This window comes from Corallococcus interemptor, assembly GCF_003668875.1.
Lineage (GTDB): Bacteria > Myxococcota > Myxococcia > Myxococcales > Myxococcaceae > Corallococcus > Corallococcus interemptor.
Window position 1 is genome coordinate 74,509 of sequence record NZ_RAWM01000025.1, and the last position, 12,549, is coordinate 87,057.

The 12,549-nt window shown below is 70.6% G+C and carries 11 protein-coding genes; 6 read left to right on the forward strand and 5 right to left on the reverse strand.

The features are described from left to right. Positions 1–124: 124 nt before the first annotated feature. Both D7X96_RS12305 and D7X96_RS12310 read left to right on the forward strand, forming a co-directional pair. Entirely contained in the window at positions 125–1,642 is a 1,518-nt protein-coding gene (locus D7X96_RS12305; RefSeq protein ID WP_121769783.1) for a hypothetical protein, read from the forward strand. A 24-nt stretch (positions 1,643–1,666) separates the two neighbouring features. Next, a complete protein-coding gene (locus D7X96_RS12310; RefSeq protein WP_121722527.1) occupies positions 1,667–3,148 on the forward strand; it encodes a hypothetical protein in 1,482 nt (493 codons plus the stop codon). Positions 3,149–3,161: 13 nt separating this feature from the next. On the opposite strand, the gene D7X96_RS12315 is transcribed toward D7X96_RS12310, so the two are convergent. Next, positions 3,162–3,893, reverse strand: coding sequence for an SIR2 family NAD-dependent protein deacylase (locus D7X96_RS12315; RefSeq protein WP_120550563.1), 732 nt, complete (start codon positions 3,891–3,893; stop codon positions 3,162–3,164). Between the two features lie 73 nt (positions 3,894–3,966). On the opposite strand from D7X96_RS12315, the gene msrC reads away from it, so the two are divergent. Then, the gene (gene msrC / locus D7X96_RS12320; protein ID WP_120550564.1) at positions 3,967–4,461 is read left to right on the forward strand and encodes a free L-methionine (R)-S-oxide reductase MsrC; all 495 of its coding nucleotides are present in this window, start codon (positions 3,967–3,969) and stop codon (positions 4,459–4,461) included. 13 nt (positions 4,462–4,474) lie between these two features. Here the strand turns inward: msrC and D7X96_RS12325 are convergent, their stop codons facing one another. Continuing rightward, positions 4,475–5,392 (reverse strand): pseudouridine-5'-phosphate glycosidase, encoded by a 918-nt coding sequence (locus D7X96_RS12325; RefSeq protein ID WP_121722529.1) that lies wholly within the window; start codon positions 5,390–5,392, stop codon positions 4,475–4,477. Between the two features lie 169 nt (positions 5,393–5,561). On the opposite strand from D7X96_RS12325, the gene D7X96_RS12330 reads away from it, so the two are divergent. Then, positions 5,562–6,488 carry a DMT family transporter gene (locus D7X96_RS12330; RefSeq protein WP_120550566.1) on the forward strand — a complete coding sequence of 309 codons (927 nt, stop codon included), beginning with the start codon at positions 5,562–5,564 and terminating at the stop codon, positions 6,486–6,488. A gap of 7 nt (positions 6,489–6,495) precedes the next feature. Here D7X96_RS12330 and D7X96_RS12335 read toward each other — a convergent pair whose 3' ends face one another. The 3 genes from D7X96_RS12335 to D7X96_RS12345 all read right to left on the reverse strand — a co-directional run bounded on the left by D7X96_RS12335 (position 6,496) and on the right by D7X96_RS12345 (position 10,085). Further along, positions 6,496–8,232 (reverse strand): FHA domain-containing protein, encoded by a 1,737-nt coding sequence (locus tag D7X96_RS12335; RefSeq protein ID WP_120550567.1) that lies wholly within the window; start codon positions 8,230–8,232, stop codon positions 6,496–6,498. A 66-nt stretch (positions 8,233–8,298) separates the two neighbouring features. Beyond that, entirely contained in the window at positions 8,299–9,474 is a 1,176-nt protein-coding gene (locus tag D7X96_RS12340; protein ID WP_121722531.1) for a DUF2314 domain-containing protein, read from the reverse strand. Further along, entirely contained in the window at positions 9,471–10,085 is a 615-nt protein-coding gene (locus D7X96_RS12345; RefSeq protein WP_120550569.1) for a deoxynucleoside kinase, read from the reverse strand. Before D7X96_RS12345 ends, D7X96_RS12340 begins: the two co-directional genes overlap by 4 nt. Positions 10,086–10,290: 205 nt before the next feature. Between D7X96_RS12345 and D7X96_RS12350 the strand changes: the two genes are divergently transcribed. Then, complete coding sequence (locus D7X96_RS12350; protein WP_199746876.1) at positions 10,291–11,091, forward strand: lysophospholipid acyltransferase family protein; 801 nt, start codon at positions 10,291–10,293, stop codon at positions 11,089–11,091. Between the two features lie 7 nt (positions 11,092–11,098). Next, positions 11,099–12,466 (forward strand): tetratricopeptide repeat protein, encoded by a 1,368-nt coding sequence (locus D7X96_RS12355; RefSeq protein WP_121722532.1) that lies wholly within the window; start codon positions 11,099–11,101, stop codon positions 12,464–12,466. Positions 12,467–12,549 lie beyond the last annotated feature (83 nt).

Consider the following 12,549-nt stretch of genomic DNA (forward strand, 5'->3'; position numbering starts at 1 on the left):
TGGAACGCACGCCAGTTCGGGCCGCGCACGCGCCGCGTTGACGCGACGGATGAAGTCCGCCTGACACCTCCGACGGGGCCCTCCTGTTTTCGATATACGGCGGCGCATGGGTGAATGGGGACAGGTGACGCTCTTCCGGACGCAAGAGCTCGACGCGCTGGAACAAGCCATCCGCAACGTCTGCCTGGCGGAAGGACTCGTGGCCGCGCCCTACGTGCGGCGCAAGCGTGAGAGGTGGGACCGGATGCAGTATGGAACCGGTGCGACCTCCGACCGGTGGGCGCTCGCGATTGGAGCCGGGCTTGGAGGCTGGTCCGTCGTCAAGACGGCTCCGCTGGAGCTGCTCGCGGAACCCGGGAGTACGCGCGAGCACAGGCTGGGGATCATCGCGCGGGTGCTCGGGTGTGAGGCACTGCACGTCTCACTGTATGACGGCACGGCGATGGTGATTGCTCAGGCCTCACCCACGGGCGAGGTCGCGCTGTCCGGATACTCGATGGACGGGTTGAGCTTCCATGGCGTCGAGATTGCCGAGGACCGGTTCACGCCCAGGATTGAAGGCACGGGCGTTCCGTCTTCCATCATGGAAGCACTCGACCAGTACCCCTCCGATGGCTTCGCCGAGTTGATCCAGCAACTTGCTGGGGAACACTGGCTCGACGTCTCACTGAAGCTGATCGATGGGGACGAGATCCCGTCCGCCCGCGTGCTGTCGTTCATGCGTCCTGTGCTCGAGAAGGTGCCTCCGCTCCAGGTGAAGCTCGCGGTGGAGGAGCATCCTCTCGACACACGCTACGTGCTCGATGATGGCATCTGGATCACCGATGGCCGCATTGATGCGTCCACCGCGGCAGCGGGCGCCGCATTCGTTGGCAAGGTCGCTCGCTGGCTCGGGGTTCCTGTCGCGCTTGTTCCCGGCGTGCCACGTTCCCTCTTCTGCGTACGTGCGCCCCCGAGCGAATACACGCCGCGCGCTGGCTTCGAGACGGAGCTGCTTTCCCTCGGCGATGACGGAGGGTGCGAGGTCCTGCTGCACACCGCGCGGGGCCTGGGGATCGCGGAACTCGAGGAGCGCAGTCCCCATCAGAGGAGCAACCTTGTCGCTCGACTCACCCATGCCCTCGTGGGTGCTCAGGTGAATGCCCATGCGGCGTATCGCGACTTCGAGCGCGTATTCGATGAACCGACAACGCATGCCGTGGGTGCCTTCGCGGGAGAACGGCTCGTCACGGCGTGGTGGCGGCTGGGACGCTCAGCGGTTGCGATTGAAGGTCATGAGGTCTTCGAACTGCCAGGGCTCTGCACAGCCATCGCCAGCACGGCTCGACACGTGGCACTCACGCTCGTCACGCCAGGACACGTCAACGGACGTTCCCAGGGCTACGGGCAGAAGGATCCCGCCGTCGTTGTCGTCATCGACGTCGACACGGCCCATGTACGCGAGGTGTTCCACGGCGATGAGCACCGGGCGGAGTTGCCGGGTGACTTCAAGGCATGGGCGAAAGAAGTGATGCAGCCGCCCCCCAGCTGTGACGCGGCGGGCCTCGAACCCATCGCGTGCTCCGCGAGCGGCGCACGGTGCCTCGCACGAATCAGCACGCGCACGCTCTTCGTCGGGAAGCTGGCCCGCGTCTTGCCATGAAGCCTCCGTGGAGGAAGACACGGAATGGGTATTCGCGTAGGCGTGGTGGGGGCGGGGCTGGCGGTCATCTCTTTGTTGTCGGCGGGTTGCAGCGACGACTCTCCGACAATTGATCCACAGGACGCGCCGGTCACGGATCCGTCGGATGGAAACGAAGTTCCCTCGCTCCCCCCTCCGGGTTCCCTTCCGGACGCCAGCACGCCCCCTCCGGATGAAGACGGTGGGACTCCCGATGCAGGCGAGACTCCCGACGCGGGGACGACGCCGGATCCCGATGGCGGCACCGGCCAGACACCCGATGCGGGGCCCTGGCCCACGGACGCGGTGCTCGACTACACGCGCTCGTTTGGCGCTGGCAGACCCCAGAGCGTCGGTGTCGATGAAGGCCTCAACATCTGGCTCCTCGACGGCCGCCGCATCGGCGTGCTGCGCCCCGGCGACAAGGCGCCCACCTGGACGTCCAACGTCGGCCAGGCGGCGGAGCCCTTCGGTCCGGACGCACTCGCGACCGGCTCCACGGTCATCTGCGGCGGTGAGGCCGGACGCGCGTATGTGGGCTACTCCGCGAATGAGATGAAGCGCGCGGAGGGCATCGAGCAGCGCACGTACATCCCCTGGAAGGGCGAAGCGGGCTACTCACCCGAGCGCTTCGCCGAGTACCGCAAGGGGGACCTCGACGCGGTCCGCCTCCAGCCGGACGGCAGCGTCATGCTCGAGGAGCACCTCTGGCGCACCACCGGCGCGTCGAACAAGGACCGACAGGCGGGCATCCACAACACCAATGACTTCCACTACGAGGAGGACCGCACCGTCCTCAACTGCGCCCGCGTGACACGCGGCCGCGACCGCGGCGACCTCTACATCACCACCAACCACGGCGTGACGCGCATCCAGGGGCTCACCTACAACAGCCACCGGCACCCGGGCTGGTACCTCTTCGAGGACGGCTCCGAGTGGGGTTCTCTCCAGTGCCCGTACATGCACGGCCTGGGCATCGGGAAGAACGGTGACGTGCTCGTCGCCAACGAGCAGATGGTCGGCGTGCTCGTGCCCAGCCCCAAGCTGGAGGACTGGGACCGCGAGCTGACCTGGGAAGGCCCCACGCCCTGGTCGTTCAAGAGCTACAACGACGCGCTCAACGGCCAGGCCACGGACGACTACTGGCGCGCCTTCGAACAGGTCGCCTCCGGCCGCTACTACCTGGGCAGCGAGCGGTACGGCGTCTGGGCGCTGACGCCGAAGAACCGCTCCACGGGCAACTGGTCCAGGGTCGCGGGCCTGCCGTCCAGCCGCATCCTGTCACTCAAGGCGACGGATGACGGCGCGCTCTACATCGGCACCGACGGCGCCGGCCTCTGGCGGCTGGAGGCCGACGGCACCACGCTGGCCCAGGTGCGGAACGTGTCAGGCCAGCGCGTCCTGCAGATGGTCTACGAGCCCACCGTGACGCCGAGCATGCTGCTCGTCGTCACCGACCAGGGCCTCACGGTCCTCCGCGGTCCGTAAGGCCCGGAGGCGCTTAGACAAGCTTCGCCAGGGTGGGCAGCACCTGCCCGCTCATTCCCTGGACGAAGTGGTGGAAGCGCTCCGTGTTCGCGGCGGACTCGTAGTTCACGAGCCACGTGTCCCCGCGCACGGAGCGCACCTCGTCCACGATTCCCGCCGCCGGCCACACCGCACCGGACGTACCGGCGGCCAGGAACACCAGCCGCGTGCCGTCCTTGCGCGAGATGAACTCGCCGATGCGTGCCAGGTCGTTGGGGTCCAGCATCTCCCCGAACCAGACGATGTCCGGCCGCAGCCGGCCACCGCAGCTGTCGCACTTCGGCACCGTGCCCGACGGGTGCACCGAGGTGTCCGCGAAGGGCGCACGCTGGCAGTCCGCGCACTTCGTCCGGAAGAGGTTGCCGTGCATGTCCACCACGCGCCGGCTGCCCGCCTTCGTGTGCAGGCCATCCACGTTCTGCGTGGCCAGGAGGAAGCGGTCGCCCAGGTGCTCTTCCCAGCGCACCAGCGCGTCGTGGCCCGGGTTGGGCTTCACGTCCGCCGCCCCCGCCCGCCGCTGCGAGTAGAAGCGCCAGACGAGCCCGGGGTTCGCCTCGAAGCCCTGAGGGGACGCGACGGCCTCCACGGGGTGGTTCTCCCACAGCCCGTTCATGCCCCGGAACGTCGGCACCCCGCTCTCCGCGGAGACTCCGGCACCGGTGAGGACGAGCAGGCGGGTTTTCGAATCCAGGACGAGCGGTTCCACACGACCTCCAGTGCCAGCCGGCACGAGGGTTGTTAGAAGGGGCGGGACGGACTTCCTGACAGAGGACCCCATCATGGCCGAAGTCACCCTGGATCTGCGCGGTCAGCCCAAGACCGAGGCATACGCCGAGCTCAAGACGCACGCGCTCGCCATCCTCGAAGGCGTGGATGACGACATCTGCGCGATGGCGACGATGAGCTGCCTGCTGCACAACGCCTTCGGCCACCTGTGGACGGGCTTCTACCGGGTGGTGACGCCCGGGAAGCTGCTGCGCGTGGGCCCCTACCAGGGGACGCTCGGGTGCCTGGAGATCACCTTCGGCAAGGGCGTGTGCGGCACGTCCGCCGCCAAGGGAGAGACGGTGGTGGTGGCGGACGTGCACGCCTTCCCGGGCCACATCACCTGCGACGGGCGCTCCGCGTCGGAGATCGTCGTGCCGGTGTACGGGCGCAACCGCGAATTGCTCGCGGTGCTCGACATCGACTCCGAGCACAAGAACACCTTCGACGACGTGGACCGCGCGGCGCTGGAGGACCTGATGACCTGGTTCCAGCACCGCCCGGCCTGACCGCCGCGGTGCTTCAGCGCTTCGCGATGCGGGCGTAGGCCACGGCCAGCGCCCCCGCGAAGCGCGCGTTGTTCTCCAGCAGCGCCAGGTTCGTCTTGAGGCTCTTGCCGCCGGTGCGCCTGGCCATCTCGCCCAGGAGGAACGGCGTCACGGCCTTGCCGCGCACGCCCTGCCGGTCCGCGTCCGCCAGCGCCGACGCGATGTGCAGCTCCACGTCGTTGCGAGGCAGCGCGGCCTCCACCGGAGGCGGCACGGTGTAGAGCACCCCGCCCTGCCCCAGCATCTCGAAGCGAGCATGAGCGATGCGCGCGGCGGTCTCCGCGTCATCCGCGCGGTGCTCCAGGGAGAGGCCGGACTCGCGGCTGTAGAAGGACGGCAGCTCGTTCGTGCCCACGCCGATGACGGGCACGCCCGCCGTCTCCAGCAGCTCCATCGTCTTGGGCAGGTCCAGCACGGACTTCGCGCCCGCGCACACCACGGCCACGGGGTAGCGCGACAGGGCCGCGATGTCCTGCGAGATGTCCCAGTGCTCGGAAGCGCCCCGGTGCACGCCGCCGATGCCGCCGGTGGAGAACACGCGGATGCCCGCCGCCGCGGCCAGCTCACACGTGGCGCTCACGGTGGTGCCGCCGCTGGCCCGGGTGGCCACCGCCACGGCCAGGTCGCGCGAGCCCACCTTGAGGAGCTTCTCCTTGCCCTCCGCCAGCCGGCGCAGCGCGGCGTCCTCCAGGCCAATCCACACCTCGCCGTCCACCAGCGCGATGGGCGCGGGCACGGCGCCGGCGCGGCGGATGGCCTCCTCGCACGCGCGAGCAGCGGCCAGGTTGTCCGGGTACGGCAGGCCCTGCGCGACGACGCTCGTCTCCAGCGCCACCAGCGGCTGCCCGGAGTCCTTCGCGCGCCGCACCTCGTCCGAATAACGGAAGTCCATGGGCGGGCATTTACGCCACGGGCCGGGCGGCTGGACAAGCACGGGCGTGGGGAAACGTCGGCGCGACGTCGCCTGCCTGGAGGAGAGCACCGTGCGTGCGGGTCGGCGGCCAGGGTGTCGCGGCTCCGTCGGTTGCATCCGGAACCGCGCCGCCCTATGCCCCGCCGCCGTGAGCACCTCGTCGCCCGCGGTCGCAGCGCCTGCCCGTCTCCTCTCCGCCTCCGACATGGCGATGATCGCCGTCGTGGTCGTCTGGGGGACGAACTACACCCTCGTGAAGGACGCACTGGAGGCCTTTCCGGCGCGGGCCTTCATGTCGCTGCGCTTCGGGCTCGCGGCGCTCGCGATGGGGCTCGTGCTGCTCGCGGTGGAGGGCCACAAGCCGATGCCGTGGAAGGCCTTCCTGCGCCTCACCGCGCTGGGGTTCGTGGGCAACACGCTGTACCAGCTGTGCTTCATCGAAGGGCTCGCGCGCACCACGGCGGCCAACAGCGGCATGCTCACCGCGGTGAGCCCGGTGGTGACGGCGGCGCTGGGCGCGGCGTTGGGCATCGAAAAGCTGCGCCGCCCGGTGGTCGCGGGGCTGTCGCTCGCGGTGGTGGGCATGCTGCTGGTGGTGGGCGCGCGAGGCCCCAACCTGGGCGCGGCGACGTGGACGGGCGACGCGCTGATTGTCTGCAGCTCGCTGTGCTGGGCCATCTACACGGTGGGCACGCGCGCCGTGGGAGAAGGCGTGTCCGCGTTGCGCGTCACCGCCATCACCATGCTCACCGGAGCCCCGGGCGTGGTGCTGGCCGGAGCCTCCCAGGTCATCACGATGGACGCGTCGCGCGTGGGCGCCGCGGGCTGGGTGGCGCTGGTGTACTCGGCGCTGGTGCCGCTGGTGCTCGCGTACTTCGTGTGGTTCCGCAGCGTGCAGCAGGTGGGCACCAACCGCACGACGCTCTACGGTACGGGCATCCCGGTGGTCGCAGCACTCACCGCCTGGGCGGTCCGTGGTGAGCGCCCCACCCTGTTCCAGATATTCGGCGCTGCGCTCATCCTCACGGGCGTGTTGATCAGCCGCCGCAAGGACACCGCCATCACGAAGGCCTGAGCGCGCTTCAGCCGCGAGTCCCCCGCTCCAGCGTCAGCCCGTACTCCTCCATCTTCCGGTCGAGCGTCGGCCGGCTGATGCCCAGGAGCTCCGCCGCGCGGACCTTCTTCCAGCCGGACTCGCGAAGCGCCTCCGCGATGGCGTCCCGCTCCAGCCGCGCCACCTGCTCCTGCAGCGTGCGAGGCACCTGCCCCACCGAGCCCTCGCGCACCTCCGGAGGCAGCTGCGGGATGCCAACGTGCCCCGCCGCGTACACGCGCCCCAGCCGCTCCGCGACCAGCTCCAGCTCGCGCACGTTCTGCGGCCAGGGGTACTCCGCCAGGAGGCGCCGGGCCTCGGGCCCCAGCACCGGGGCCTCCCGCCCGCACTGCCGGGCCCCACGCAGCGCGAAGTGCTCCAGCAACACCGGCACGTCGCCTCGCCGCTCGCGCAGGGGTGGCACCTCCAGCTCGAAGCCCGTGAGCCCCCGAGCGAGCGCCGCGTCGAACTCTCCCCGCGACGCGAGCCGCGACACCGGCGAGGCACAGGTGGCGACGACGCGCACGTCCACGGGTTCCTCACCGCCCTGCCGTGCGGGAGCCGCGCGCCGGGCCAGCATCCGCGCCAGCCGCTCCGCCGAGGGCCGGGGAAGCGCCTCCACATGGCGCAGGAGCAGCGTGCCCGCGTCCGCGCGCAGCACCGCGGACGTCACCGGAGGCTGGCCTGGAGCCCCCGCACGGCCGAAGAGCGCCACCTCCACGGCCTCCAGGGACTGCCGGCACTCCACCGTCACCCACGGCCCCAGCGCGCGCGGAGACTTCCCATGGAGGAAGTGCGCCAGCAACGCCTTGCCCGTGCCCGGCTCGCCGTGCAGCACCACCGGGGCCGCGCTGCCCGCCGCCCGCCGGGCCTCCTCCACCACGCCCCGGAACGCCCGCGACGTGCCCAGGGGCGTCACCCACGGCGTCTCCGCGGCCTCCGCCTCGCCGCGCGAGCGCACCGCCGTATAGGCCTCACCGCCCAGGCGCCCCAGCGACGCGAGCAACTGCCCCTCGCCCTCGGTGAACGGCGACTCCTCGCGCTCCACGTACAGCACGCCAAAGGGCATCCCGCCCGAAGCCACCAGCGGAGAACACAGCGCCGTGTCCGTCCGCCCCAGCTCCTTGCGCTCCAGCGCCGCCTGCACCAGCGCGCGAGGCACCTCCACGGACGCGGCGCCGGACACCGCCGCCGTGCGAAGCCCCTCCGGTCCGCTCAGGAGCGCCGCGGCCCGGTCCGCGTTGAGCGCGTGCGCCGTCTCCTCCGACAGCCGCCGCAGCACCATGGCCTCGCTCGTGGCCCCCAACAGCGCCGTCCCCGCCGAGTACATCGCCGCGGCCGCGCCCACGTGCGGCAGCACCTCTTCAATCGGAACGTGCTCCGGCTCCTGCGCCACGACACCCGAGGGCTCGTCGACGATGGACACCGGCGGCGGCTCGTACACCGCGATGGTGGCGCCCACGCGCATCCGGTCGCCCGGCCGCAGCACCGCCTCTTCCTGGAGCGCCAGCCGCTGCCCGTTGAGCAGCGTGCCGTTGGTGGAGCCCAGGTCGCGCAGCCGCACCTGTCCCGCGACGGTGTCCAGGAACAGCTGCGCGTGGCGCCGCGACACCTGGTCGTCTTCCAGCGGGATGTCGCAGGAGGGACTGCGCCCGAGGGTCAGCTGGGAGACGACCTCGTACCGGCGCCCCGCGGACGGGCCCGTGAGCAGCAGGAGTGCCGGCATGCGGACGCGGAGCCTAGCAGCGCCCCTCGGGGCACCCGCAAGACGCGCCGGGCTGGACGCAGGGCGCTACATGGGGCGTTCGGCGTTCAAAAGCGCGCGCAGCTCGGATTCGTTGAGCGCACGGCCCTCCCGGGCGATGGCCAGCGCGTTGATCTGCTTCTCCTCCACCTCCACGTGGGCCCCCTTGCGCCACTCCGTGGTGTGCACCGCGCCATCCACCAGCCGGCCCACGACGGAGCCCTCGTCCCGGGCCACAGCCTCCAGCCACAGGTTCTCCACCACCACCTCGCCCTCCGGGTGCGTCTCGAAGGGGGCTCGCACCAGGAACGTCAGGGGCTCCATCAGCCCCTTGCGCTGGAAGCGCGCCAGGAACGCGGGCAGCAGCGCCTGCGCCTCCTCCTGCATGGCCTGGGTCTGCTCGGCCGGCTCCTTGGCGAAGCGCTCCCGGTACGTCGCCAGCAGCTCCGCCGTGTTGTGCCGGCCCAGCGGCGACACCACCGTGAGGAACAGCCCCTCGTGGCCCTCGAAGGCGTCCAGCGGCACGCCCAGCAGGTTCGCGCGGGCCTCCTCGGAAGGCACGAGCGTGAAGCTCTGGCCCTCGCTGGTGGCGACCTCCGAGCGCAGCGCCGGCCCCTGCGCGAACGCCAGGTCCGTGCACAGCTCGTGGAGGAAGCTCTCCGCGGCCAGCAGGTCGCCCTCGCCCAGGTGGAAGATCTCCACATCGCGCGCGCCGAACTTCTCCATCCCGTGCGAGTGCACCCACAGCGGGGTGTCCCCTTCGGCCAGCTCGATGGCGTGCAGGTGCACGTGGTCGCGGATGTCGAAGTCCAGCTCCGTGATTTCGACCACGTCCTCGGGCTCGTGCAGCTTGAACGCCGTGAGGTCCACCAGCACGCCCGGCGCCTGCTCCATCAGCGTGCGCACGGTCCACAGCGCCTCGAAGACGGGCAGCGTGGGCTGCGCGCCGCCCGGCTCCAGGAGGAACGCGTAGCACGCCTGGGACTTCTCCACGCGCGCGAAGGCCTCCGGGCTGCCGCTGAACAGCTCCTGCGGGACGCGCGGACGCCCATCGCCCAGGGGCTTGAGCACCACCTTCACCTCGGAGCCGTCCGCGCGCACGGTGAAGCCCCAGTCGCCCTCGTGCGGCACGAACTCCACTTCGTCCGTGGCGAACGCCGCGCGCAGCGCGTCCAGCGACGGCGGCACGGACTGCTCCGTGGCGAGGACGTAGACCTCCTTCACAGGTGCTTCTCGATCTGTCGGAAGAGGTCCACGCGGTCCACCAGGTTGGTGAGGTAGTCCAGCTTGTCCGTCCCCAGCACCAGCACCGGTGACAGTGAGTAGCCCTCGAACCACTCCTCGTAGAGGGCGTTGAGGCGCTTGAGGTACGTGGTCGGGATGTCCTTCTCCATGGACCGCCCGCGCAGCCGGATGCGCTCCTTCAGCGTCACCACCGGGCAGCGCAGGTAGATCATCAGGTCGGGCGGCCGGAGCGACTGGGAGATGGTCTGGTACAGCTCCCAGTACGTGGACCAGTCGCGCTTGTCGATGAGCCGCTGCCGGTGGAGGTTCTTGGCGAAGATCTCCGCGTCCTCGTAGAGCGTCCGGTCCTGGAGCACGGTGCCGGGCGTGCGCTCCAGCTCCCGGTGCAGGCGGAACTTGTGCGTCAGGAAGAAGAGCTGCGAGCGGAACGCCCACGTCTTCATGTCCTTGTAGAAATCCGCGAGGTAGGGGTTCTGGTCATTGGGCTCGAAGGACGGCGTGAGGCCGTACTTCCGGCACAGGAAGGACGTGAGCTCCGTCTTTCCGGCCCCGATGTTGCCCGCGATGGCGATGAACTTTTTCCTGGCCACGCAACCCTTGCTTGTAACCCCGGCGAGCAGCATTCACCAGAAACAATGGCGAGGGGAGCCATGGTAGATAAAGTGCATGCCCCCGCCCCGTTCCGCACGTCCAGGAGCCAGCGCCCCCGCCGCGCCGCCTGCCTGCACGACGGGTGAGCGGCATCCCCGGGGCCCTTCCGGCGCTCAGGTCCCCCGGTAGGAGGAAAGGCGACGCATGCTGCGCAAGCTGTGGTGCATCTTGGTGGCTACGGTGTGGTCCGCGGTCTGCTTCCCCGCGGCCTGCCTCGCCATGCTGGTGACGCTCAACCCGTCGCGCTCGGTGGCGGTCGCCCGGAGGCTCTGGTCGCCCGTGCTCCTGTGGGCCGGGGGGGCGAAGCTGGAGGTCCTTGGCGGGGAGAACGTGGACCCGAAGCGGCCCACCATCTACGTCGGCAACCACCTGTCCACACTCGACATCCCGGCCCACTTCCTCGCCGTACCGGTGGACTTCCGGTTCGTCGCCAAGTCGCAGCTGCGCCTCGTGCCGTTCATTGGCTGGTACCTCTGGCTCGCGGGCCACATCTTCATCGACCGCGGGGACCGCTCGTCCGCCATCGCGTCGCTGGACAAGGCCGCCCGGAAGATCCGCGCCGGCACCAGCATCTTCCTGTACCCGGAGGGCACCCGCTCCCAGGACGGCCGCGTGCTGCCCTTCAAGAAGGGCCCCTTCGCGCTCGCGCTCAAGGCCCGCGTGCCCATCTGTCCGGTCACCATCGAGGGCACCGACAACGTCATGCCCAAGAACTCGTGGAACATCCGGCCGGGCCCGGTGCGCGTGAAGATTGGCCGCCCCATCGACACCACCGGCTTCGCGGACAACGACCGCGAAGGCCTGGCCCGCGCCGTGCGCGCGCAGATCATCGCGGACAGCCTGTCGCTGGGCGGCAAGGGTGGTGACCCCGACACGGCCGTCGCCGCGCCCAACCGCGAGGGCGTCGCGCAGCTCGCCACCTCCGTCACCTCCAAGGCCTCCTGAGCTCCCCGTGCACCTGAACGCGAACCGCCTCCGCTGGCCCGCCGCCCTCCTGGGGCTGGGATTGCTCGTCACCGGCTGCGGCCACGGCCAGGCCCAGGCGCCCGCGCTGACGCCCCAGGCCCAGGCGCGCGCGTACCTGGACGGGAACGACCCGGAGTCGGCGGTGAAGCTCCTGCGCGAATTGCACGCGCGCACGCCGGACGACGTGGACGTGGCCCGCGCCCTCACCGAGGCCCAGGTGAAGGCAGGCCGCGCGGACGCGTGGGCGGAGGAGCTGCGCCAGGCCATCGCGAAGAACGAGCGCGCGGTGGACCAGTACATGCTGGGCCTGACGCTCTTCTCCAGGGCCCGGGACGCGGGCGTCCCCACCGTCAGCGCCTTCGAGCGCGCCATCACCCTGTCCCCCACCACCGCGGAGTTCCACTACCGCCTGGGCGTCGCGCGCCTGGAGTCGGAGCAGTACGCCGCCGCGCTGGGCCCGCTGCGCAAGGCCGTGGAGCTGGCCCCAGAGCGCACCGGCTGGAAGCTGCCCCTGGCCAAGGCCCTGGCCCGCACGGGGGACACGGCGGGCGCCGTGGAGGCCCTGGGCACCGTCGTGCGCGGCAGCCCCACCCCCGCGGAGGTCACCACCGCGCGGGCGCTGATGAACCAGCTGGCGGACCCGTTCCAGAACTTCCCCAAGGCGGCGGAGGCGAAGCTCGAGGAGGGCATGCGCTACCTGCACGAGCTGGACGCGCCCCAGCACGCCGTCATCGCCTTCGAGGAGATCCTCCACGACTACCCGGACCTGGCCGTGGTGCACGCCCTGCTGGGGCTGGCCTACCAGCGCCTGGACGACGCCGGCCGCGCCGTGGACGAGTTCAAGCAGGCCATCGAGCGCGCCCCGCAGGATGGCAAGAACCAGCTGTACCTCGGTGAGCTGTACCTGTCGCGCCAGCGCACGGAAGCGGCGCGCAGCGCCTTCGAGAAGGCCGTGGTGCTCAACCCGCTGCTGGAGCTGGCCTGGTTCCGCCTGGGCGACCTGCGGCTGGAGGCCCGGGACCTGGACACCGCGAAGCAGGCCTTCCAGGTGGCGGTGACGCTGACGCCGGACTCGGTGCCCGCGCGAGGCAAGCTGTCGCTCGTGTACCAATTGCAGGGGGACTACACGGCCGCGCAGCGCGAGCTGAAGTACGTGGCGGACAAGGACCCGGAGAACACCGAGTTCGCCCTGCGCCTGGGCCTGCTCTACACCGAGGAGTCCCAGAAGGCCCGCCGCCCCGAGGACCGCCAGAAGGCCGTGAGCGAGGCCGAGCGCTGGCTGGGGAAGGTGCTGGAGACCCAGCCCGACAACGCGGTGGCCAGCAAGGCCCTGCAGGTGCTCAAGGGCCAGTAGCCACCGGCGCACCGCGCCCTCTACACTCCGCCTCCGATGAGCGACGCGCGCAAACCCGCCCCTCCCAGCCTGTCTCTTATACA